The sequence below is a fragment of the Larkinella harenae genome (assembly GCF_054780515.1).
On record NZ_BAAGWE010000001.1, the window covers coordinates 611,835 to 634,652 of the forward strand.

Sequence of the window (22,818 nt, forward strand, 5' to 3'; positions counted from 1 at the left end):
CGTACACTTTAAACCACCCCAAAACCCTACACTATTCCTCTGCCAGCGTCCGGGAGATGTTCATCCGGTAAACGCCCAGCGCCGGAAGGGCCGCAGCCAGAATGCCGATCAAAACCGCTACGCCGAGCACCAGCCATTCTTCAGACAAAATGCTCAGGTTATTCAGGGAGTAATGGAAACTTTGTTCGGTCCGGGTGGAGAGAAATAGCAGACCAACGCGGCTCAGCACCAGGCCGAGCACAAAGCCGATTAGCGACAGTACTAACCCTTCCAGCAAGAGCATCCCGAATAATTGCGTTCGTCCAGCCCCCATCGATAGCATCAGGGCCATTTCGTATTTGCGTTCCTTCAGCGAATTATAGAGCGATACAAACACGCTGATTCCGGCAATAAGCATGATGGCCACGGCTAGTCCGCGCAGTGTATCGACGCCAACACCTAGTAGCGAAAACAGCCGATTGATCTCGATGGAAGGCAAAGCCGCCTGCAATTTGGAGTTGTTGTTGATGCCCCGCGCAATCATCATGCCCAGCGGATTCCGAAATTTGATCAGCATACTTGTGATTTCGCGGGGTGCTTCGGCTTCGTGCTCATGATCGTGGCCTTCTTCCAGCGCTTCCACATCGTCGCCTTCGTGTTCCTCGTGGTGCTCGTGAATCGCCCAGACGCTGGACAAGGGTGTCAAAATCAGTTGGTCAATCACAGTATTGCTCGGATTGAAAATACCGACCACCTTGTATTGGGTATCACCGTGTTCTTCGCCTTCGCCGTCCAGGCCGTGTGAACCCGAAAAAGTGTCGCCGATTTTCAAACCGGTCACCTCGGCCACGCGGGCACCAATAGTGGCTTCAAGGTTTTTCTGAAACAAGGCACCTTCGCCAACTGTGGCCTCGAAATGGTCGACGTATTTTTTATTGGTACCAACGATCCGGAATGTCTGGTAACTATCGCCCATCGACAGTGGAATAGCGGTTTTGATCATCGGGTTGCGGGTCAGCCGTTCGGCTTCGTCCAGCGGAATGTTGCCCGTTGGCGCATCAATCTGGTAAATACTCGACAGGATGAGCTGCAACGGACTACCTTTGGCGCCTAACACCATGTCAACGCCTTTGACGTTGCGGGAAAACTGCTCATCCAGTTGCTTGTTGAGCAGCAGCAGCAGGGAGATGATGGTGATGCCAAGCGTCATCAGTAAGCCACTCAGGAAACTGCTGAGCGGTTTGTCTTTCAGATTGGCCCAGCTTATTTTTAACAGATTCATAGCGAGTTAGTCTGTTTTTAGTTTAGGGTTCATGGTTAGAAGCAATCCGCTTTATTTCAACGGGTTGGCCAGAAAAACCATCAACGTTAAACTAATTTTAACGAAACACTTTATAAAATCACCTGATTTGAAAATTCGTCTTTCAGCCGCTGGTCGTGCGTGACGACAATCAGACTAGCACCGATTTGTTCGGATTGTTCGCGCAGTAGAGCCACTACCCGGGCGCAGTTGACATCGTCGAGACTGGACGTGGGCTCGTCGGCCAGGATGACCCCCGGTTTGTTCATCACGGCACGGGCGATGCTGACGCGCTGTTGTTCGCCCTGGCTCATCTGGTGGGTGCGTTTGTCCAGATGATCGGCAAAACCCAGGTGAGCCGCCAGTTCGCGCGCCCGGTTTTTATCCTGCGGTTTGTTGGCCAGGTAGTTCGCCATGAGCAGGTTCTCCATCACTGAAAGGGAGCTGACAAAGTGCGGTTTCTGGTAGATGATACCCACGTGAGCCGCCCGGAAGCTGGCCGTTTTTGCCGGTGATAATTGAGTCAGGTCGGTTTGATCAATGGTGATGGAACCGCTCTCGGGACGCAGAAGCAGGGCCAGCAAATGCAGAAAAGTAGTTTTGCCGGTACCGGAATTTCCCAGGATCAAAACCGCTTCGCGATCATTGCAGCGAATATCCGGGAACGAAAACCGCTTGGTTGGTGAGTACGAAAAGGTGAGTTGATGCGATTGAAGCATAGGGCTAATATCATCAAATTTTGCTAAAGATACGTAGGTTTGTAGCGTTATTGCATTTTCTATTGTTTAATAATCCATGAAGCGAATTGCCATTTTTGCGTCCGGCTCCGGAACCAATGCGGAGAAAATCGCCGGTTACCTGACTGATCATCCCGATCTTGAAGTCACCCTGATCCTATCCAACAACCCGAAGGCCGGCATTATTGACCGGGCGCGCCGGGGCTTTGGTGCCGACCGAAAGCTGCACGTTCCAGTGCTGGTGTTTGACCGAGCCACGTTTTATGAAAGCAACCGTATTGTGGATGTATTGCGAAAGCAGGAAATTGATCTGGTTGTGCTGGCGGGCTTCATGTGGCTGATACCGGAAATGCTGGTCAACGCGTTTCCCAAACGGATTATCAACATTCACCCGGCCCTGTTGCCGAAATACGGCGGCAAAGGCATGTACGGTCATTTTGTGCACGAAGCAGTGGTAGCCGCCGGTGAAGCGCAGTCGGGTATCACGATTCATTACGTGAATGAGCGGTACGACGAGGGAGATGTTATCTTCCAGGCATCCTGTGAACTCGATCCGCAGGATACACCCGAAGATGTGGCCCGAAAAGTGCAGGTGCTGGAGCATCAGCATTACCCGGAAATTGTTGTGGATGTATTAAAAAGAATGGATTGATGGATGATCAATTAAAAAGAGGAAATGCGTCGGGTTGGGCAGCTATGATGATGGTATTGGTGACGGTTTTGGCGGGCTGTTTTCGTCCGGCTATTCCCATTTCCATGTCACCCCATTATCCGGTGGATGTGTTCTATGAAAATCAGCAGCCCGACCGGCCATTTACCGAGATGGAATGGATGGAATACAAGGAGGAAGTTCCGCTGGTTGACCAGCAAAAACCGCAGAAAGGCCGCCTGATGCAACGGGGCAACAACGTAGAGCAGAAGGAGTTGATGCTGGCGCGGCTGACCATGCAGGCCAAAAAACTAGGGGCCGATGCACTGATATCGGTACGGTACCAATATTACAGTTCCGCCACGGTCAATGGATACTCAATGCGGGGCATGGCCGTCAAATACCAAAAGGAGCGGGAAGTAGGGCAGTGAGCCTTACTTTACTTCGTCGTAATCAACATACTCACCACCCTTCAGTTTGGATTCATTCGCACCTGGAGGGGAGGTGTGGACGCGGGTTTCCCCTTCGCGGCCCTGGTAATATTGCTGATTTGCTTTGCGTTGTTCTTTGGCCAGTTGCCGGCCCACCAGCAGCCAGAAGAAAAACCGTCGTACTGGCGGTACGAACGCAATCAATAAGATAAGGACGAATAAGAATTTGAAAATCATGCTGAACAACATTCGGTGTCGGTTCTGATACTACAAGTATAACGTAAAAGCCCGAAAAACAGTTGCCCTACTCTTGAAGATTGCCCCTATTATTGGATATACTCCCTGCTTTCCGGTTTGAATGGTAATTTTTTGACCAACGAACCACAACGGTTAATCGTGGGCGGGTGGCGCTGGGTGGTATTGGAGGGTGGACTATCAAGCCAAAGAACAATGAGGAGCGTATACTTACTCGAGCTTTGTGGGAGGAAGCGTTATTGAACTTTCAAACACGGGGCTTGAATTGTATAAAGATTTCTGTGATGAATACGTTTTTGAGAAAATAAAAAAGCCGGTATTCACGTAATAAGTTGTGAATACCGGCAACAAACTAGTAGTTGGATAGGCCCTCCGTTTACCGGCTCAGGTACAAATTCCGCTCGGAATACACCTTCTGGAAAAACTCGTCTTCCAGGTCATCGATGAAATAAATGCCTTCACCAGTCGATTTCATTTCGGGTCCAAGCTCCTTGTTTACATTCGGGAATTTATTGAAGGAGAACACCGGAATCTTGATGGCGTAGCCATTTTTTACCGGTTTGAAATCGAAATCCTTCACCTTTTTCTCGCCCAGCATCACCTTCGTTGCGTAGTTGACGTACGGTTCCTGATAGGCTTTGCAGATAAACGGCACCGTCCGCGATGCCCGGGGGTTGGCCTCAATGATGTATACCTTTTCGTCTTTGATCGCAAACTGAATGTTGATCAGTCCAACCGTGTTCAGCGCCTTGGCAATGGTGTGCGTATGCTCTTCAATTTGCTTGATCACGGTCTCACTCAAGTCAAACGTCGGCAGTACGGCATAAGAATCGCCGGAGTGAATACCCGCCGGTTCGATATGCTCCATGATACCGATAATATACACATCTTCGCCGTCGCAGATGGCGTCAGCTTCGGCTTCGATGGCATTCTCCAGGAAGTGATCGAGCAGAATGTTATTGTCCGGAATGTCGTGCAGAATCTTGACGACGTGCTGCTCCAGTTCCTGTTCGTTCAGCACAATCTTCATGCTCTGACCGCCCAGAACGTAGCTGGGCCGCACCAGCAGCGGAAACCCGAGTTCGCGCGACAGCTCGACGGCTTCGTCGGAACCGCGCACCGTCCCGAATTTCGGGTACGGAATGTTGTGGTCCCGCAGCAGGGCGGAGAATCGGCCCCGGTCTTCGGCTAAATCAAGCGATTCGTAATCCGTTCCGATGATTTTGATACCGTAACGCGTTAGTTTTTCGGCCATTTTCAGGGCCGTCTGTCCGCCCAGCTGTACTATCACACCCACGGGGTTTTCGTGCATGATGATGGCATGAACGTGCTCCCAGAACACCGGCTCAAAGTAAAGCTTATCGGCAATGTCCGGGTCGGTCGAAACGGTTTCGGGGTTACAGTTGATCATGATCGTCTCGTAACCTGCCTCCTTGGCGGCCAGGACACCGTGCACGCAGGAGTAGTCGAACTCGATACCCTGTCCGATCCGGTTAGGCCCTGATCCGAGAATCACAACTTTTTTCCGGTCACTGGTGACCGATTCATTACCGGCCAGAACGCCAACCGGCAGCGCGCCTGTTTCGGGGGCTTCAACACCCTCAACCGGTAGTTGCGGACTGTTGAAGGTTGAGTAATAATAGGGAGTCCGGGCTTCGAACTCGGCGGCACAGGTATCCACGCATTTGAAGACGCGCCGGATGTTGTGTTCCTGCCGGAAGTTATAAATTTTGCTTTCTTTCACGCCCAGCAGGTGCGCCAATTGGCGGTCGGCATAGCCTTTCTGCTTGGCTTTCAGAATTAACGCGGGCGGTACATCTTCCAGGTCGTAGTGACCAATTTCGCGTTCCAGTTCCACCATTTCTTCAATCTGGTACAGGAACCACTTGTCGATTTTGGTCAGGTTCTGGATGGTTTTGAAGGACAGACCCGCTTTGAACGCATCGTAAATATGGAACAACCGGTTCCAGCTCGGATTGGCCAGGCTGTGTTTGATGGCTTCCTGATCGGTCAGTTCCTTGCCGTCGGCACCCAGACCATTACGCCGGATTTCGAGCGACTGGCAGGCTTTCTGCAAGGCTTCCTGGAAGTTGCGGCCAATCCCCATCGCTTCACCCACCGATTTCATCTGCAAACCGAGTGAGCGGTCAGAACCCGGAAACTTATCGAAGTTCCAGCGTGGTACTTTTACGATGACGTAGTCGATGGCCGGCTCGAAGAACGCCGAGGTTGAACCGGTAATGGGGTTGATTAATTCGTCCAGGTTGTAGCCAATCGCCATTTTAGCGGCAATTTTAGCAATGGGATAGCCCGTTGCTTTCGAGGCCAGGGCCGACGAGCGGCTAACGCGCGGGTTGATCTCGATGGCGATAATGTCGTCGTTGACCGGATTAACCGAGAACTGAACGTTACAACCACCCGCAAATTTTCCGATACCGTCCATCATCTTGATGGCCAGATCGCGCATTTTCTGGTACAGCGTATCGGGCAGCGTCATGGCCGGGGCCACAGTGATGCTATCGCCCGTGTGAATCCCCATCGGGTCGAAGTTTTCGATGGAGCAGATGATGATGAAGTTACCGGCACCGTCGCGCAGCAGTTCCAGCTCGTATTCTTTCCACCCCATCACCGACTGCTCGATCAGTACTTCATGAACCGGTGATGCGTGCAAACCGTTATTCAGGGCTTTATCAAAATCTTCGGGCCGGTCCACAAAACCGCCCCCGGTTCCGCCCAGGGTAAACGAAGGGCGGATAACGAGCGGAAAGCCAATTTCCTGCGCAATTTCTTTTCCTTCCAGAAAGGAACGGGCCGTGCGCCCCTGGCAAACACCGACACCCAGCTCGATCATTTTTAGCCGGAATTTCTCCCGGTCTTCGGTTGTCTCGATGGCTTTGATGTCCACACCGATGATGCGAACGCCGTATTTGGTCCAGACACCGGCTTTGTCGCACTCGATAGCCAGGTTCAGCGCCGTCTGGCCACCCATTGTGGGCAAAACCGCATCGATCGGGTGCCCTTCTTCCTGATGCTTCTTGAGAATTTCGACAATGGATTTTTTTTCGAGCGGCTTCAGGTAGACGTAATCCGCATTGATGGGATCCGTCATGATGGTGGCCGGGTTCGAGTTAATCAGCGAGATCTCGATCCCTTCTTCGCGAAGCGACCGGGCCGCCTGTGAACCCGCATAGTCGAATTCACACGCCTGACCAATAACGATGGGGCCGGAGCCAATAATAAGAATCGAACGAATGGAAGAATCTTTGGGCATTACAGTGAGGAAAATGAATAATGAATCGCTGCGGCAAAACCGTTGAACCGCAGCAAAAAACAATCACTGTTCCTGACCCCCTGAAACGTACTGGCCCGAAGCGAAAACAGGTTGGCAAAGCAGCCGGAACGCAGTCACAGGGCGAACCGTTTCGTCGTTTCTAGGCCAATCTGTTTCGGTATGGTCAAAAATCCCACAAAATTAGTAGATGCCGATGAATTTCGAAGAAAATTTTTAAATGTTTTTGCCGTTATGCCTTAAATCGCCCGCATAACGGCAAAAAAGCTTATTTTTTGCTAATGAACAGCAAGTCCTGGTAGTCGACGGTATTTTCCCGACCGCACCAGTTTCCAAACTTAACATCGCGGATGGTCAGCCCGGCTTTTTCGAAAGCTTCCCGGGCGTAGGTTTCGTCAAAGGCAATCATACTCTCGGGCAGATCCTGCAAATACACCATCGTTTTGTCCGTAAACGGCGTCAGATGGCGCTCGTATTTGTTCTTCCCGTCGGCGTTCAGTTTGCGGGATTCATCATTGAGCAAAAACATGGTGATGTAGCCACGGGCGCCTTTTTTCAGAACCCGTGAAATTTCGGCCAGATACCGCTCAAAATCCGCTTCGAGCATGTGGGTAAAGACCGAGTTCAAAATGACGTAGTCGAAGGTTGATGCCTCAAACGGAAACCGCAGTTCGTGGCCCTGCATCGTTCCCTTCGGGTTGTACATTTTGTTATACACATTCAGATGGTGAAAGTTGAAGTTCGGAAACCGTTTCCGAATCTCCTTATTGCACCAGTCGACTCCATCTTTCACAATTTCGATACCGTCGTACCCGCCGGGTGCCTTCAGGTATTCGGTTAATGGAACCGCCAGCCGGCCAATCCCGCTTCCTACATCCAGAACGCGATCGGTGGGCTTCAGACTGCCGATCTCCCGCATGCGGTCAATCGTCAGTTTACCGACTTTCTTGAAGTCGCCATCACCGATAAAAATCATCCGGGATGGGGGAGTGAGCACATCCCGTTCGCCAGTAATGATCTCTAGCTGATCAATGACTGAGATGGGGATCACATTTTTTAGTGCCGTTTTTATCGGATTGGGAATCAGGCTTTTAAGACCCATATATGAAAAGACTTTTGTTTTTAATAGTCAGCAAGTTAAACATTAAAGGCATTATTTTGTAAACTTAACCCAGATTTGACATTTTACAAGAATTAGTTTTTAGCAACTGGCTGGTACAACAAATCTCTTAACTGGAATGAACATGATGATACGTCGACGTGCCTGGATTTTGATTGGAGTGGTTGGTCTGACGTTAGCAGGCTGTTATAAATACGAAGAAAGGGTATGGCGGACGCCCTCCGTGCAGTCGGGTACGGGTTCTGACCCCAGCAATCCCGGTTCGCCCAATAATCCCGGTTCCGGCGGCCCCGGTGTTTCGCCAATCACCGGTTTGCCAAATCCACCTGCCCGCCCTTCCTATATAGATAATGGTTCGATTCGGTTAAGCATCGACCTGAATATGGGCGGGGCCATTACCTACCTGGCCGCTTCGGCCAATGGGCAGAATCTGGTGAATAACTGGGATTCAGGCCGCCAGATTCAGGCGTCATTTTATTCGGGTCCCACGCCGTTTGCTCCAGGGGGCCGACAGCCCCATCCGGAATGGAAAGAACTCGGCTGGAACCCCATCATGTCGGGTGACGTTTTCGGAAACCGTTCCAAAGTGCTCGAAACCCGGAACGACGGGCGGGAAATTTACGTCAAAACCGCTCCGTTGCTCTGGCCCAACAACAATGAACCCGCCGAGTGTACCATCGAAACCTGGATTACACTCGATAAGAATACCGTAAAAGTGCGTCACCGACTGAACAATGCCCGGTCCGACACGAAGCAATATTCGGCTAAACCGCAGGAACTGCCGGCCGTTTTCCTGAACGCTCCCTTTCGGCATATTGTATCGTATACCGGAACCCGCCCATTCACCAACGACGGTGTGACAAAAGCAACGAGTCAGACGGTCAACGAAATCTTTGGCGGAAAAGCCATGATTTCGGGCGAGAATTGGATGGCGATGGTCAATAATTCTGATTGGGGACTGGGGGTTTACAAGCACGACCACCAGTATTTTATTGGCGGCACCTTCGGCACCTCGCCCACCGGTGGCGAATTTGATTTTACAACGGGGTACATTACGCCCTCCGGGTACGAAGTGATCGACCATAACATTCAGTATCAGTACGATTACACCTTAATTCTCGGATCGCTGAACGAAATCCGGAGTTATGTATATTCACAACCCCGCCCCCGAACTACCCCGGATTACCGTTTTGTCAATGACCGGCAGTCGTGGTGGTACTACGGAGGAGTGGACCGGGGCTGGCCCATCAGGAATGAGCTGGATATTCCGCTCGACAACGGTAGCCTTCTGATGATTGGACCGTACGAGATGTGGCAGGCTGCCGACATGCCGAAAGTGTACGTGCGAGCCGCTTTTAAAAGCGATGCGACCCACTCCCGGCTGCGGTGGATTGTGCCGGGTGACCCCGAATTCGTGGCTGGTAATTATGTGGACTTCCCGATTATCAACGATGGTCAATTCCGCACCTACGAAATCGACATGACGAAAGTTCCCACCTGGAAAGGTACCATCATTCAAATGGGCTTTGAACCCGCGTTTGGCGAAAAGGGTGGCGCTGGTAAATTCGCCAAGATTCAATCGATTTCGTCGAAACCGTAATGACCTGTTTCCCATGAAGACGCTGGTTGCGCTGGCCGCTCTGTTGCTGTTGATGAGTTATCGAACGGCTTCCATCACCGAACGGCCGGATTTTGAACGGTTTTTTACCGACAAAAAGCTGAAAGGATCGTTTCTGCTTTACGACCCGCAGCGTGACCATTACACCGCCTACAATTTTGAGCGGACCCGGAAAGGCTTTCTGCCCGCGTCTACCTATAAAATTCTGAACACGCTGATTGGCCTGGAAACCGGCGTGTTGAAGGATGAAAACACCCTGATGAAATGGGATAGTGTTAAGCGGGAGGTGGATGCCTGGAACCGGGACAATACGCTCGAAACGGCGTTCAAAGTGTCGTGCGTGCCCTGTTACCAGGAGGTTGCCCGAAAAGTGGGCCTGAAGCGTATGCAGGAATGGGTGCGCAAAACCGGCTACGGCAAAATGGACATCACTGCCAATACCCTGGATAAGTTCTGGCTGGAAGGCAAATCCGTGATTACGCAGGAAGAACAGGTGGCTTTTTTGCGCCGGCTACACGAAGAAAAGGTGCCATTTGCGAAGAACAATCTGGCGATCCTGAAGAAGATTATGCTGATTGAGGAAAAGCCGGGAGTTCGACTGTACGGCAAAACGGGCTGGGCGGGCGGAACTGCCTATCCCAACATTGGCTGGTTTGTCGGCTACGTTGAAAAAGGCGATAAGGTTTACTACTTCGCCACAAACATCGAAAGTCCAAAACCCGTTCCCGATGCATTTGTGCCGGCCCGCCGTCAAATTACCGAATCCATTCTGAGCGAATTGGGCGTGCTTTAAAAAACCGGATGAAGGTTACCAGCTCGTCCAGCCGCCATCGACAAACAAGTTCTGCCCCGTCACATACGAAGCGGCATCAGAAAGCAAAAAGGCTACCGAACCCGCTATTTCAGGTGATTGGCCCACGCGCCCCAACGGCGTTTTCTGGGCTAGTCGTTCCACAAAAGCCGGTTCGTGTTGCTGAACCACCGGATTCGGAAATGGACCCGGCGAAATGCAGTTGCAGCGCACGCCCTGTCGTCCCCAGTGAACGGCCAGGTAACGGGTCATCTGAATGATTCCGGCTTTGCCAACGCCGTATTCAATCGGATTTTTGTTCATCGGAGCCTCGTAAGCCGCCGGATCGGGGGAAACCGATCCGTACATGCTAGAAAACAGCACAATACTGCCCCGGCCCGCGTGCGCCATTTCCTGACCCACCCGGCGCGCCAGCAGAAACGTAGCAGTAAGTCCGCCATGATTCACCTCGTCGAAATCCTGTTCGGTTAGTTCCTCCAAACGCTTGCCGGTCGATGCAAAGGCCAGATTGACCAAGCCGTGCGGTATCCCGCGGCTTTCGATCTGGTGGGCAACGAATTCATTAATGCTCGCTCCCTGGCAAATATCGAGGGAAACCGGTGTGACCTGCGGCAGGTGGGCGGTCTGCAAAAAAGCGGCTGCCCGCTCTTCCAGATCGGCACAAAGAACATTGGCCCCGGCAGCCTGAAGCAGCCGTACCGTAGCCTGACCCAGGTAGCCCGCTCCGCCAATCACCCAGATATCTTTCCCGGTCAGACCAAACGCGTTTGTAAATAGATCCGTCATTGATCAATTCAGATAAACGATTCTGCCGCCCTGCGATAAGCTTTCCTGAGCCGCCAGCAGGGTTCGGATGATATTTTCAGTTTTTGAAAACGCCAAACGGGGTTTGTTTTCCTCTACCGAACGGATAAACTCGATTAAATTGTCGCGGAACATACCGAACCAGTTTTTGACCTCAATCAGTCGCCAGCCGTCTTTGCCGAACAGCGAAATCTGGAAGGTCAGGGCAATGTCCATGAACAGATGCACCGTTGCCTGCAACCCGTCGGCAAATTCCAGGTAAACCACATCGCCCCCGTCGCGCCCAACGTGCCGGACGGAAACGGGCGTCGGATCGTCCAGCACCATAAACAGGCCTTCCAGCATGTGAACACCGTACCGAATCCAATCCTTCTTGCCCACCGACGTCGCCAGTTGCAGTTTGCCCAGCGCGGCAAAATCGTTCTTGACTGCCCGCAATTCGGTAGCGTAACGCATGGAGGAACACGACATGATAAACTTTCCGTTAGCCACCTGTTCGGCAAAATAAGTCAGATCGCTCAGGTTGCCAGCCAGCGGTTTATCGATAAAAAGTGGGATGCCCGCTTCGATGAACGGTTTAGCCATTGCGACGTGATTTTCCGGATCATCGCGACCCAGAATAACCGCATCGACCGATCCGATCAAATCGGTCATTTCGTCCACTACGTGTTCCACCTGAACGGCTTTGGATATGCTTTCCGAAATGGATCGATCCTGCGCCCAGACGTGCGTAACCTTCGCGCCCGGAATGCCTAGCAGATCCCGGTTCGCCGTTAGATACGCCGACACGCCGGGGTAGCCCACCCGATTGATTTCGTCGGCATCGAAAAAACCGTTGATGATGGCCGACCAGGAGTACGGATGGGCGTTGCCCGCACTCATGCCAATAATTCCAATTCTTACCACAGTTTTATTAGTTGTATGAGCCTTCGGTAGAAACCGCGCGCTTAGTTGAACAATCGGTTAATCAACGGTGGGCTCTTTTGCTAATCTTCAAAATCGCGTAAGCGGCTCCCGCCCGAACGTCGGCATTTTCGTGCTTCAGCAGGGGAACCAAGACCGGGATGTCAGTCCCTAGCCCTTTTTCGGCCAGCGCAGCAGTCAACTCCAGTTGGTCTCCCACGGCGGAAGAATGCTGGGCCGCCAGGAGTTTAACCCGGAGCAATCGATACGGTTCCGACCGAACGGCATCAGCCGAAGCTGTTACCAAAGCGGCATGAACCAGATTGAGTTGAAGGCCCGATGACATGGGTTCTGATAACGCCGATTCGGCCAGTCGTTTCCATTCAACGGTTGTCAGCCCCCCCAACCGACGGACAATAAAAGCGCCGAGTTTTCGGGGGGCGGTTTCTTCGGTGGGAGCGAGGGCCAGCTTCAGGAACGTTTGCCGGTGGGCAGATACGGCTCCCGGATCAGATAAAGAAGCTCCCCACAACGTGTAGAGCGACAGCGCCCGGTTACTACCCGCAATGGCCTGCCGAGTTGCTTCAGCATCAACGGTTTGGGGAGAAACTCCCAGTTTCGCCAGCGTTTCGGCGGCATGGATGCGGTCGGGGCCGTTGGGGTCTTTGAATGCTGCGGCAATCTGATCGGTCCACTTTTTCTTTTCCGCCGGGTTGGCAGCTGCCTGAGCCAGTACCCGCCAGATGCCAATGCGGTAAGGCGCTTTGGTTTCAAACTGCCGTAGTTCGTTCAAATACACCTCCTGAACGCCAGCCGGTTCGCCGAGCCAGAGTAGGTATTCGGCGGCATGAACCTTAATCCATTCCTGTTCGGTTTTCAAAACCGTTCGCAATTCCAGAAGGCATTGGCTTCGTAAAGCGTCGGATACGGTTTGGGCCGAAGCGGTCAGGTTGGCAGCGTACATCATGATGAAAAAAAGGAAAATAAATTTCATTGACTGGACCATGATCAAAGCTTATCAAGCGGAACCTGCGCCAGGTAAATAGCCGATTTGCCATCGTGGGTCGAGTAATACGACACCCACAATTTGTTCTGGTGAATCACCATGCCCGGGTAGCTGGCGTCGCCACTGCTGGGAAAGGGAATGGTTCGGGTGATGGTACCGGTTCGGTCGGTCAGGTAGAGCGCCATTTTGTTCGGCGACGCGTAGTTTCGGGAGCCAACTACCAGCTTCTGGTCATTCAGGAAGAGAAAGTTGGGACCGCCCAGCCGGATTGTCATTTTGTGGTACGTCCAGTTGGTATACGGCGCTTTGCTTTCGGCCACAACACCCATCTGGTCTTCGGCTTCCCGGCGGATCAGAACGAGCATGTTACCGTTTTTGTCGAAGCGGATGGTCGATTCATTGGGCCGGCCGGTTACGTCAAGATCAGAGACTTTGTCGTAGTGAATACCGTCTTTGGTTTTCAGCAGGTAAACCACCCATTTGTCATCGGTTTGGATCTGGTAGTCGATGGCATACCCCGTACCCTTGTGCCAGGTAGTACGCCAGATCCAGTCTTTGGAGGGCGAAATGGCCGGGTCGAGCGTCGATTGCTGCGGGGCCGAAAAATTGGTGCCCTTTTTGTCGGAAAACGAAACCATTGGCTTGATCCACTGAACCTTTACTTTGCCGCCAGTTGGTCCGAAAACCGCTCCAGCCATCGTGACCATCAGCTTTTTATCGGGCGTAATCGTCAGCTTGGGATCGCGCAGGTCAATTTTCGGAATCGCCAGCAACGCAACGCTTTCCCACTGCTTTCCGTCGCCCGATTTCAGCACCCGAACCTTGCCGCTGTTGGTGGTATCGACGTGGGTAAGACCTTCCCGAAACGTGCAGTAAAACGTATTATTAAACAAAACAAGATCGGTAAACGCGCTGTGGGGCGGTTGATCCCAGATTTTGGTGACCTGAACGTAATCCGGAAAAGGACCGTCCTGCGCGAGCACCGCCCGCAAATCGCATAAAAGCAGGGTTAGGAATAGCAGAAGTTTTTTCATCGGTTTGGGCTTATTCTTCAGCTTTTAGGTTGGTTCGGGATTTAAGCCAAAATAGCGTGGCGGCACAGATCAGCAGCAAAATCGTAGCAATCTGGAATAACTGGCTAAAACTTACCTGCGCATCCCGCAGTGCTCCACCCGCGTACAATCCGAACCCACCCACAATGCAGCTGCCCAGGTTCAGAATACCGTAACCCGTGGCCCGGTAACGTTCGTCGGCAATCAAACACAAAATGGGCATCATGTTGGTGTCGCTGAACACCCGCGTGAAAGCGTAAAAGATAAACCCAATGATGGCGACGGGCAAAACCGTGGTGGTGCTGGCGACAAAGATGGCCGGGGCGGCAATGCAAAGCGCAAGGGCCGGAACCAGAATCCGACCGCGCGGATTGTGGCGACTCACCCGGTCGGTGAGCGCTCCGCCGGTCAAAACACCGACCAGGGCGGCCGTGTGAAAATAACCGGTGGCATAGAGTCCGGCCTGCGACTGCGGCAGGTTGAAATGCTCCTGATAAAACGTCGGCAACCAGCCCACCACCAGCCAGCCCACCACGCCCAGCAAAGCCCAGAACAGGAGCAAGAGGCTAAAGGCCGGTTTGCTGAACAGGTTTCGGACGGCTTCCCCAAACCGAACCGGTTCTTCCGCTTTGGGAATGACTGCGGTTTCTTTTTCGGTCGGTTTCGGCGCGTCGCGCAGCAAGAATGCCAGCACCATGGCGTATCCGATGCCAATCAACCCAAAAACACTGAACGCTGCGCTCCAGGTACGGTTTTCGGCGATCATGCCGCCCAAAAAACCCAGGCTCTGCCCAACCATGACCCCGGCAATGTGGATGCCCGTCGCCAGCGAACGGGTTCGCCCCCGGTGGTAATCGACAATCAGCGCCATAGCCGCCGGGATGTAGCAGGCTTCGCTAATACCCATCAGCGCCCGCGTTGCCAGCAATTCCTCAAAGGTCGTCGCGTGAGCCGTCAGCCAGGTTACCAGCGACCAGACAAACAAACTGCCGATAATGACCCGGCTGCGGTTGAACCGGTCGGCCAGAAAACCGGCGTAAGGACTCAACAAACCGTATACCCAGAGGAAAACCGCCGTCAGCAACCCAAACTGCGCGTCGGTCATCGGGATGGCTGCCTTGATCGAATCGCGCATGGTGGTGATCATGATACGGTCGAGGTAATTCAGGCACCCCACCACGCAGAGCAGCGCGACAACCAGCCAGGCTCGGGCCGGAACAGCGGCAGTTTTGGAGGGAATCGCGATTGTTTCGGTTTTCATAACGGCTCAGGGTCGGAATAGTCTTATTTCAGTTCCAGAATTGATCCGGCGATGTGACGGGTACCGTTGTCGAGGTTGTAGTAATACACGACCAGAACCCGTTTTTTATCCAGTTGCACCGACCAGGGGTAACCAATGTCGGTGTTGCCACCATCTTCCCGCAGCACGATTTCGGGAGCGGTTTTGAAATCCGTGCATTCAGCATTCAGAATTCGGGCGCGAATGCCGAACGGTTTATGCCGGTAGCCGTAGACCAGCAGCACCCGGTTGTCGGCCAGCCGCAAAGCCTGCATTGGGTGACCCTGAAAACCCATCGATTCCCATTTAAAACTTTTGCCACCGTCGGTGGAACGGGCAATGCAGGCCTGATCGTCCAGATTCGCCGTGCGCAGAAAACCAATAATGTCACCTTCGGGTGTTTCGTAAGCGGAGGCTTCGTTGAACAACACTTTGTCGTCGATGGCCACCACACTTTCGTATTTCCAGGTCTGTCCTTTATCATCCGAAACAATCAGATGATTGGATGTTTTCTTCGGGGAGTTGGAGTCGCTTGACGCTACGATCCAGTAAATCCGGCCGTTTTTGCCTTCGTACAACGCGCCCCGGTTATAGGCCGGAATGGGTGTTCCACCGAGGGGGCTGAAATTAATTTCGGGCTTAATATGCGGAGGATAAATCGGCCCTGTCCAGTTTTTGCCACCGTCGGTTGAACGCACCAGATAGCCGCCCAGAAAAATAGCCCCACCCGCTTCAAAATACGGTTTTTTCAGATTCGCCATGCCGTCGGGACGGAGGAACGCCCAGCCGTAACTCGCGCACAGAATGTCGCCGTTTTTCAGTTGCAGCAGGCACGGGTCCTGCGAACCGCCAAAGGCATGCGAATAAATCAATTCTGGTTCCTTCGTCCAGTTTTCGCCATCTTTCGAGCGCAGACCGACCAGGTAGCTATTCGGGTCAACGTGGTTCGTTCCTTTTTCGCCGAAGCCTCTCCGCTCCGGGGCGCGCCGAAAGGCCAGCAGCAGCTCCCCGTTCGGCTTCTTGATAATGGAAGGAAACGAGGAGTAAAACCGTTCGTCCTGGTAAATCACGAAATCTTTTACTTTCCGGATGCCGGGCAAATCTTCGGTTGTTGAACCGAACGGTTTTTCGGGTATGAATGACATCATCCCAATTGAAATCGCGCTGATGATGAGAAGAGCGAAAAAAGCTTTGTGTATTCTTGAAAACATGGGTACGGGTTTAGGGTTACAGGTATTACGCCATTAATTCACGAAACGGCCACTATTCCATATTTTATTCGTTATCGGAATGTCTCAACAAAATTAAGTTTTGTTCGCTAGCGAGTCTTCTACTTTCCTTTTGATTTATGATACTATTCTTCAGTTTCATTAAAAACGGACCCGGTTCGGCCAATTGTTTTTGAATGATTGTACAAGTCTGGCCACACGAATCGGTCGACGTTCACCGGGTGTTTTCCCAACTTATCAACGTTCCTTTTTTAGCTTAAAAGTCGTGCTGTGGGCCATCGACACAATCATTTGCTGGTCTTTGACAGCGTTGCTACTGCCAACGGCGACGGTTTTGTCCTGAATCCAGGCAACAATCCGCGTTTGCACCCGCCCTTTCAATACGGTTCCGGTCTCCCGATCGACCCACTGTTCGCGTTTGTAGAGGATTTTGCCGCCGTGCGGATTGAAGAACTGGTACCGTGGCCCGCCCACGCGCCGGACTTCCTCATCGGGAATCAAATCCGTGATCTGAACGCCCAGGTCACTGAGCCAGAGTTCGCCCGTGGCCCGGATGAGCCGACAGGCCCGCCCTTCCAGTTCGGTATTGCTGATGTAGGTCATGGACATAGTAGTCGGTTTTACCGGTGGTAGTTCGGTACCGTTCAGCATCGGCACCCGTACGGTTTCCAGGCTTTCCCAGCGGTCGCCCGGCCGGATGCCATCTACGGGCAACAACGGAACCAGGATCGAGACATCCGGCGACAGCCAGCGGGCTGCGTGGCCCGTTGCCTCAATCTGACTTACTTTTCCCTGCCGACTGGCCACCAGCTGAATCTGCTGTTGTTCCTGCTGAGCTTCTTCAAACCACCGAAAACCGTCTATGTCTGCGGTCAGCGGAGCGGCTTCTTCCGGGCCGTGGCTGCCTACTTTCAAGGTCAGGTTGGCGGTGGCTTCCAGGTACGGCATGTTTGTGGCCGGGCGGGGCGAAAACATTTTGAAATGAGGATGCTCAATTCCCTTGAGCGTATTTGTGACCGGAATTCCCTGCAACTCGGCCACCGTCACCTCATAATTAAACGTTTTGCCCGCTGGTAGCTGGGGTGCTTTGACGCCCTGGTCGGGTTTTAGGTACCGGAAAAGCTGTTTCAGAATCCGTTCGTTCTCGGCCCAGGGGCGCGACATGTTACCGGTCCAGGAACCGTTGTCGCCAACCAGAATGAATTTTCCTTTGCCCGGCCGCGTCATCACGATGCCCGGTCCTTTGACGCTGCGGTCGGGATAACCCGCATCGGAAGCGACCTGCATCAAAACCGTTGGATTCTTGGCTTCTGGCAAAATCCGGAGCGTGCAGCCCGAACCGTAGTGGAAAATAGGAACGTCGTAGAAATACGGGTGGTTTTCGCCGATGGTAACGTCCGAATAATGCGTATCGTCGCTGTTCCAGTCGAGGCCAAAACTACGGACCAGTTTGCGCAATTGCACACCCTCAAAGTCTTCGGCGGCCCGGTCGTCGCCCCCGCTATTGATCATGACCATCAGACTGCCGCCTTTTTCGACGTAGCGACGGAGCATCGCAATTTCGGCATCGGAGATGAGCGTGGCCGTAGGGTCCAGCTTAGGGTTGTCGGGATTAACAATCACGACGGCATCTTTCTGCGCCAGCGTTGCTTCGGAATACGGTTCCTGCGCCATCGAAATGGCGAACTCCTTTTCCAGCGCCACAAAAACCGGGTCGAATGAATTGGTGTGTACAAAATCGTCCCAGCCATAACGCCCGTTAATGGTGGTCCAGGCGCCGGTTACCATAAAATTGCCAACTTTCGTGCTGGGGCCTTTGCGGTGATAATAGTCGAACAGGAGTCGGGGCGTCGGGGCTGCCGGTGGACTGTACAGAAACGGCACGGGTTCTTTTTTCGGCTGCTTCGTTTTGGCCGTCCGACTCGAATCGGCGACCAGCGGTTTTGCGCTGCGTCCGATTCCGCTGCCATCTGCTGCGCCCGCAAAAACCGTAAACCCAAAACTCAAAGCCAGAAAAAGCCAGTTGCGATGATTCATGTTGCGTAAAGGTTGAGTGCGTTGGGCCGGTTATATCAGCGCGGAGAAACCGTGACTTCCCGCACTTTGATGGCTTTGCGGAGTTGCCCCTGCGAATTTTTGTGATTGAAATCAGAATAAACGATCAAAAAGGAGTTGTCACCCGTTGGTAGCAAGCCGGTGTAGCCGCAGGAAACATGCTGAAACGAAGACGGTTCGTTTTGGTTAAATGGCAACATCTCAAATGCGTTGGTCCACTGCCTGCCCTGTCCGTCGCTGGAAAACCGGAGCTGAACCCCCGGGCGGCCGGAAGAAACAACGGTGACCCCGTTTTTCAAGGACAGGATGCGCGGATAAACCCCGTTCGGGGTGATGACTTCGGGTTTGGTGAACGTCTTGCCCTGATTGGCCGACCGGCTGGCGTACATCGGGCCGCTGTAAATGTCATGCGAGCGAATGACGCTGAGGTAGGTGTCGTTGGGCAGAATGTCAAAAGCGGGTTCGGTAAACCAGAATTTGTTGATGCCGTTCGTATCGGTTTTAGTATCAGGTTGGTACGGAATGCGGCTCAGGATTTTCCAGGAATGCCCCGCATCGGTCGAACGGTAAAAGAATACCCCACCTTTGGCATCCAGACTCCCGTCGTTCCGAAGGTGAAAACCCGGGTACACGCAGGCCACGACCGAGCCATCGGCGGCTACTTTCATGTCGCCCCACCACACCACCGGCACCATGCCACGGAGGCTGTAGCGCAAGGCCTGCGGGTCGTCGAGGCTGGCCTGCTCGTTTGTCCAGTCCGGTTCGCCTTTCTTCCGACGCGCCAGAAAAACGCCCTGCCGACTGGCGGGCATTTCACTTAGTTTATAAAACGTGTGTTCGTAATTCCTTCGTTTGAACGAACCGACTGGCTGGGGCATCTTCAGGTCGGATTCTTTCACGGGTTTCGGCGTCACAATTTTGATCCGGTCGCCGTTGGGCAACAACACGCCTTCCTCCAGTCGGGAGTGCTCCCAGTCCGTTGGGCTGATCTTCCAGGTTTTTCCGCCGTCGGTCGAGATGGCCGCTGGTGAAGACGTATTCCCATACGATTCCATCGCGTCGTTGGCCATCTGCCATTTCACCGCAATGGCGCCGTCAACGGTACGGGCGATGTCCGGAAACTGAAAATGTCCCCATTTTTCTTCTTTGTCGGCCACGCTTACCACCACCGGTTGGCCGAGCGTAACCCGGTATTTGGCTTTCCCGTTCTGTTTGTATTGAATAGCGGTTTGGTTATACGCAGGAATACCGTGCGTAATAATGGAAAGGGGGGCACTGCTTCGTTCGGTCCATTCTGTCGCGGATGTGGAGGATTTCTGAACGGTTTTACAGCCGGCCAAAAGAATTCCGAGCAGAAAAAGGTACGATTTATTCATGTTGAGCTGGGGTATGGAGGCAAAGAAAAACCGTTGGCCGGCAATCGGGCTGGCTACAGCGGAGTGACGGTGACTTCTCGCACTTTAATGGCCTTGCGGGTTTCGCCCTTTTCATTTTTGAATTTAAAATCGGAATAAATGAGCAGGAATTTATCCGGGCCGACGGGTAAAAGATCCGGATAGCCGCAGGAAACTGCGTCTTTATCATTTATAAAGGGCAGCATTTCAAAGGCATCGGTCCATTGCAAACCGTTCGAACCGTTTGAAAACCGAAGTTGCATACCCGGTCGGCCAGCGGCCAGAACCGTAACGCCGTTCTTCAATTGAAGCAGCTGGGGCAACACCCCGGTGCTGGTGAAGGCTTTCGGATGGCTCCAGGTTGCACCTTTATCCGTTGAGCGGCTGACGTACATGGGACTGTTGCCCAGGCCGTCGGCAGTGCGGAGCACGCAGAGGTACGAGCCATCAGAAAGAATTTCAAAAGCGGGTTCTGTGAAGCCCAACGCGAGCCGTTTGTTGCCGTTGGGGTCGTTGGTCAAATCCGGGGCATAGGGAATTTTACCAACTACTTTCCAGGTCTTTCCCTGGTCGGCCGATCGGTAAAAAATCACACCTGATGCCGGGACTTTTCCGTTTTGAATGAAAAAACCGGGGTAAATACCCGTAACGATGTCGTTCGTCGATTCTACTTTCATGTCGCCCCACCACACCAGCGGAAAAAGCTTGTCGTCGGTGTAACGAACCGCCGTCGGATCGATTAGACGGTTGTGTTCCAGGGTCCATTCATTTTGGCCTTTTCTCAGGCGGTTGAGGTAAAGGCCCTGTAATTGCTCCGGCAATTCGTCCAGTTTATAGTAGGAAAACGTTCTTCCGTAGGTTTCCGGAGTCGTACTCACTTTTTGGGGCAGTTTCAGGGTCGTCGTATCCAGCGCTGGTGGGGTATAGTTTTTGATCCGGTCGCCATTGGGCAGCAGCAAGCCGTCGCCCAGCGGTTTTGGTCCGTTCCGGGTGGTCCAGGTTTTGCCACCATCCTTCGAAACCGCAAAACCGTCGCTGTCCTTGCCGTAACTTTCGGCATGGTCGGTATGCATGGCCCAGGTAGCCACCAGGGTGCCGTCTACACTGCGGTAGATGTTTGGAAACTGGTAAAAGCCCCACTTTTCTTCCTTTTGGGCCACCGTAATGACCACCGGTTCGCCCAATGCCACGCTGAACTTCTTTTTGCCACCCTGTTTGTATTGAAGTTCCGTTTTTCCATACGCCGGAATACCGGGTGTTAGGCGGGTCAGGCTAGTTTTTTTCCGTTCCTCCCAGGTCGTAGAAGAAGAGGGCTGGGCCTCTACGGCCCAGCCTTGACACAGGAAGCCAATGAATAAAAGCAGTTGCTTTTTCATGGGCAGATTTATTTGGGTTAGGGTTTAGGAGTCGGTGGGCTAGTAACCGGGGTTTTGTTTGATTTTGGGTTCCAAACTCAGTACGTTGCTGGAAATTGGGAACAACAGCAGGTGGTCTTTGCCTTTCTGCGACTGGAGCGACGGCACAATATCAAACGCTTTGCCAAACCGCACCAGATCCCACCAGCGTTTGCCTTCGTAAATCAGTTCCAGCAGTCGTTCTTTCAGGATGGCCGCGTCGTTGGCTTCTTTCGTGCCGTTGACGAATTTGTACGTTTCGAATTTAGCGCCGTAAGCCCGCTGCCGAACCTGATTGATTTCGGCGCTGGGGTCCTGGCCCAAACCGTTCTTGGCTTCGGCTTTGAGCAGCAACACATCGGCGTAACGGTACAGAATGATGTCGTCGACGAAGACGCGTACCCCGCCGTCGACAACGCCTTGTCCTTTCAGCGGTACCGAGATAAAGTAGTTGCGGGTGCCGTTGGCTCCGTTGGTATAAATTTCGTGAAACGAACCGTTCCGGCGCTGATCGTCGGCCACAAACTGATTACGGACGAGGGCGCTGGCTTCCCACACGTTATTTCCGCCCGAAACGCCCACAATTGTTTTGGTCGCATCGTCCACGTTGGCGGGCAGCACACCCACCGCCATGTACATGTTGTCGAAATAGTTGCCAGTGGGTGGTTCCAGGAGCCGGAAGCCCACCGACATCAGAATTTCCTTGTTGCCCTTGTTCGCGTACCGGAAAATGCTGTTGAAGTCCGAAAGCAGCGCGACATCCGCTTTGGCTACTTCGTCGCAAGCTGCCAGCGCCGTGGTAAAATCAGCCGCTCCGCCGTTCATGCGTTTGGCGGTCCACAAAAATACGTCCGCCTTCAGCGCGTTTACCGAAGGTTTGGACCACATACTGCGGCCATTGGTAAAGGCATTGTCCGGGAAGAGCTGCAACGCTTTTTCCAGATCCTCCTTAATCAGCGTAAAAACCGCCGTCACGGGCGAGCGCTCCAGAAAGGTCGTCTCCGGGTCAAATCCTTCGGTGGGCGTAGTCCGCAGTGGCAAATCACCCCAGGTTTTGGCCATGACGAAGTAAAGATAAGCCCGCATTGCATACGCCTGCGCCAGCGTACTGTTTTTGGTGGCTTCGGAATTAAAGGTAATGCCCGGGACGTATTTCAGAATCAGGTTAGCGGCATTAACCGCCGAGTACAATCCGATCCAGTCGGGGGCCGTGGCGGCCTGGTTGAGCGTGTTCAGGTAATAGCGGTCGTAGTCGAGTGTACCAGCCAGCGATTTCTGCATGACTTCGCTGCGGCCCTCGCCGTAGATAAACAGGTTCAGGCGGGCTTCATTCCGTAATTTGACGTACATCCCGGACAAACCGCCCTTGGCATCATCCTCGGTTTTCCAGAAGGAGGCATTGGTGATTACGCTCGTCGGTTCAAGGTCCAGTTGATCGGTACAGGATGAGGTGCTAAGCAGCGTTCCCAACAGAACGCCCATCATTACTTTATAGGAGAGTTTCATGAGGAAG

The 22,818-nt window shown here is 53.0% G+C and carries 19 protein-coding genes; 4 read left to right on the forward strand and 15 right to left on the reverse strand.

Features of this window, described 5'->3' with window-relative positions:
- Positions 1-31: 31 nt before the first annotated feature.
- Positions 32-1,261 (reverse strand): ABC transporter permease, encoded by a 1,230-nt coding sequence (locus ACYVH9_RS02485; protein WP_460634708.1) that lies wholly within the window; start codon positions 1,259-1,261, stop codon positions 32-34.
- A 110-nt stretch (positions 1,262-1,371) separates the two neighbouring features.
- Positions 1,372-1,998 (reverse strand): ABC transporter ATP-binding protein, encoded by a 627-nt coding sequence (locus ACYVH9_RS02490; protein ID WP_460634709.1) that lies wholly within the window; start codon positions 1,996-1,998, stop codon positions 1,372-1,374.
- 76 nt (positions 1,999-2,074) lie between these two features.
- Here ACYVH9_RS02490 and purN point away from each other — a divergent pair, with 76 nt between their 5' ends.
- The gene (gene purN / locus ACYVH9_RS02495) at positions 2,075-2,668 is read left to right on the forward strand and encodes a phosphoribosylglycinamide formyltransferase (RefSeq protein ID WP_460634710.1); all 594 of its coding nucleotides are present in this window, start codon (positions 2,075-2,077) and stop codon (positions 2,666-2,668) included.
- Positions 2,668-3,096, forward strand: coding sequence for a hypothetical protein (locus ACYVH9_RS02500; RefSeq protein ID WP_460634711.1), 429 nt, complete (start codon positions 2,668-2,670; stop codon positions 3,094-3,096). The genes purN and ACYVH9_RS02500 overlap by 1 nt, the downstream gene beginning before the upstream one ends.
- A 3-nt stretch (positions 3,097-3,099) precedes the next feature.
- Here the strand turns inward: ACYVH9_RS02500 and ACYVH9_RS02505 are convergent, their stop codons facing one another.
- The 3 genes from ACYVH9_RS02505 to ACYVH9_RS02515 form a co-directional block, all read right to left on the reverse strand.
- Positions 3,100-3,333, reverse strand: coding sequence for a DUF4834 domain-containing protein (locus tag ACYVH9_RS02505; protein WP_460634712.1), 234 nt, complete (start codon positions 3,331-3,333; stop codon positions 3,100-3,102).
- Between the two features lie 394 nt (positions 3,334-3,727).
- Positions 3,728-6,622: a carbamoyl-phosphate synthase large subunit gene (gene carB / locus ACYVH9_RS02510; RefSeq protein WP_460634713.1), complete on the reverse strand. Its 2,895-nt coding sequence runs from the start codon at positions 6,620-6,622 to the stop codon at positions 3,728-3,730.
- Between the two features lie 286 nt (positions 6,623-6,908).
- Positions 6,909-7,691 (reverse strand): class I SAM-dependent methyltransferase, encoded by a 783-nt coding sequence (locus ACYVH9_RS02515; protein WP_460634714.1) that lies wholly within the window; start codon positions 7,689-7,691, stop codon positions 6,909-6,911.
- Between the two features lie 196 nt (positions 7,692-7,887).
- Between ACYVH9_RS02515 and ACYVH9_RS02520 the strand changes: the two genes are divergently transcribed.
- Both ACYVH9_RS02520 and blaOXA read left to right on the forward strand, forming a co-directional pair.
- A complete protein-coding gene (locus ACYVH9_RS02520) occupies positions 7,888-9,360 on the forward strand; it encodes a hypothetical protein (RefSeq protein WP_460634715.1) in 1,473 nt (490 codons plus the stop codon).
- Positions 9,361-9,373: 13 nt separating this feature from the next.
- The gene (gene blaOXA, locus ACYVH9_RS02525) at positions 9,374-10,171 is read left to right on the forward strand and encodes a class D beta-lactamase (RefSeq protein ID WP_460634716.1); all 798 of its coding nucleotides are present in this window, start codon (positions 9,374-9,376) and stop codon (positions 10,169-10,171) included.
- 15 nt (positions 10,172-10,186) lie between these two features.
- On the opposite strand, the gene ACYVH9_RS02530 is transcribed toward blaOXA, so the two are convergent.
- The 10 genes from ACYVH9_RS02530 to ACYVH9_RS02575 form a co-directional block, all read right to left on the reverse strand.
- Positions 10,187-10,975 carry an SDR family oxidoreductase gene (locus ACYVH9_RS02530; protein WP_460634717.1) on the reverse strand — a complete coding sequence of 263 codons (789 nt, stop codon included), beginning with the start codon at positions 10,973-10,975 and terminating at the stop codon, positions 10,187-10,189.
- Positions 10,976-10,978: 3 nt separating this feature from the next.
- Positions 10,979-11,899: a Gfo/Idh/MocA family oxidoreductase gene (locus ACYVH9_RS02535; protein ID WP_460634718.1), complete on the reverse strand. Its 921-nt coding sequence runs from the start codon at positions 11,897-11,899 to the stop codon at positions 10,979-10,981.
- A 61-nt stretch (positions 11,900-11,960) separates the two neighbouring features.
- Positions 11,961-12,863: a hypothetical protein gene (locus tag ACYVH9_RS02540; RefSeq protein WP_460634719.1), complete on the reverse strand. Its 903-nt coding sequence runs from the start codon at positions 12,861-12,863 to the stop codon at positions 11,961-11,963.
- A 41-nt stretch (positions 12,864-12,904) separates the two neighbouring features.
- Complete coding sequence (locus ACYVH9_RS02545) at positions 12,905-13,936, reverse strand: hypothetical protein (protein ID WP_460634720.1); 1,032 nt, start codon at positions 13,934-13,936, stop codon at positions 12,905-12,907.
- A gap of 10 nt (positions 13,937-13,946) precedes the next feature.
- Positions 13,947-15,215, reverse strand: a complete 1,269-nt coding sequence (locus ACYVH9_RS02550) for an MFS transporter (RefSeq protein WP_460634721.1) — start codon at positions 15,213-15,215, stop codon at positions 13,947-13,949.
- 23 nt (positions 15,216-15,238) lie between these two features.
- Entirely contained in the window at positions 15,239-16,378 is a 1,140-nt protein-coding gene (locus ACYVH9_RS02555) for a sialidase family protein (RefSeq protein WP_460634722.1), read from the reverse strand.
- Between the two features lie 321 nt (positions 16,379-16,699).
- On the reverse strand, positions 16,700-18,499 hold the full coding sequence (locus tag ACYVH9_RS02560) for a hypothetical protein (RefSeq protein WP_460634723.1): 1,800 nt from the start codon (positions 18,497-18,499) through the stop codon (positions 16,700-16,702).
- A 35-nt stretch (positions 18,500-18,534) separates the two neighbouring features.
- Complete coding sequence (locus ACYVH9_RS02565; protein ID WP_460634724.1) at positions 18,535-19,893, reverse strand: sialidase family protein; 1,359 nt, start codon at positions 19,891-19,893, stop codon at positions 18,535-18,537.
- Between the two features lie 53 nt (positions 19,894-19,946).
- Entirely contained in the window at positions 19,947-21,287 is a 1,341-nt protein-coding gene (locus ACYVH9_RS02570) for a sialidase family protein (protein WP_460634725.1), read from the reverse strand.
- A gap of 39 nt (positions 21,288-21,326) precedes the next feature.
- Positions 21,327-22,811: a RagB/SusD family nutrient uptake outer membrane protein gene (locus ACYVH9_RS02575; protein WP_460634726.1), complete on the reverse strand. Its 1,485-nt coding sequence runs from the start codon at positions 22,809-22,811 to the stop codon at positions 21,327-21,329.
- Positions 22,812-22,818: the final 7 nt, after the last annotated feature.

Bases quoted from the DNA above. Each gene is read 5' to 3' on its own strand.
- ACYVH9_RS02485 (WP_460634708.1), bottom strand. From the start codon at position 1,261: ATGAATCTGTTAAAAATAAGCTGGGCCAATCTGAAAGACAAACCGCTC.
- ACYVH9_RS02490 (WP_460634709.1), bottom strand. From the start codon at position 1,998: ATGCTTCAATCGCATCAACTCACCTTTTCGTACTCACCAACCAAGCGG.
- purN (WP_460634710.1), top strand. From the start codon at position 2,075: ATGAAGCGAATTGCCATTTTTGCGTCCGGCTCCGGAACCAATGCGGAG.
- ACYVH9_RS02500 (WP_460634711.1), top strand. From the start codon at position 2,668: ATGGATGATCAATTAAAAAGAGGAAATGCGTCGGGTTGGGCAGCTATG.
- ACYVH9_RS02505 (WP_460634712.1), bottom strand. From the start codon at position 3,333: ATGATTTTCAAATTCTTATTCGTCCTTATCTTATTGATTGCGTTCGTA.
- carB (WP_460634713.1), bottom strand. From the start codon at position 6,622: ATGCCCAAAGATTCTTCCATTCGTTCGATTCTTATTATTGGCTCCGGC.
- ACYVH9_RS02520 (WP_460634715.1), top strand. From the start codon at position 7,888: ATGATACGTCGACGTGCCTGGATTTTGATTGGAGTGGTTGGTCTGACG.
- blaOXA (WP_460634716.1), top strand. From the start codon at position 9,374: ATGAAGACGCTGGTTGCGCTGGCCGCTCTGTTGCTGTTGATGAGTTAT.
- ACYVH9_RS02530 (WP_460634717.1), bottom strand. From the start codon at position 10,975: ATGACGGATCTATTTACAAACGCGTTTGGTCTGACCGGGAAAGATATC.
- ACYVH9_RS02540 (WP_460634719.1), bottom strand. From the start codon at position 12,863: ATGATGTACGCTGCCAACCTGACCGCTTCGGCCCAAACCGTATCCGAC.
- ACYVH9_RS02545 (WP_460634720.1), bottom strand. From the start codon at position 13,936: ATGAAAAAACTTCTGCTATTCCTAACCCTGCTTTTATGCGATTTGCGG.
- ACYVH9_RS02550 (WP_460634721.1), bottom strand. From the start codon at position 15,215: ATGAAAACCGAAACAATCGCGATTCCCTCCAAAACTGCCGCTGTTCCG.
- ACYVH9_RS02555 (WP_460634722.1), bottom strand. From the start codon at position 16,378: ATGTCATTCATACCCGAAAAACCGTTCGGTTCAACAACCGAAGATTTG.
- ACYVH9_RS02560 (WP_460634723.1), bottom strand. From the start codon at position 18,499: ATGAATCATCGCAACTGGCTTTTTCTGGCTTTGAGTTTTGGGTTTACG.
- ACYVH9_RS02565 (WP_460634724.1), bottom strand. From the start codon at position 19,893: ATGAATAAATCGTACCTTTTTCTGCTCGGAATTCTTTTGGCCGGCTGT.
- ACYVH9_RS02570 (WP_460634725.1), bottom strand. From the start codon at position 21,287: ATGAAAAAGCAACTGCTTTTATTCATTGGCTTCCTGTGTCAAGGCTGG.
- ACYVH9_RS02575 (WP_460634726.1), bottom strand. From the start codon at position 22,811: ATGAAACTCTCCTATAAAGTAATGATGGGCGTTCTGTTGGGAACGCTG.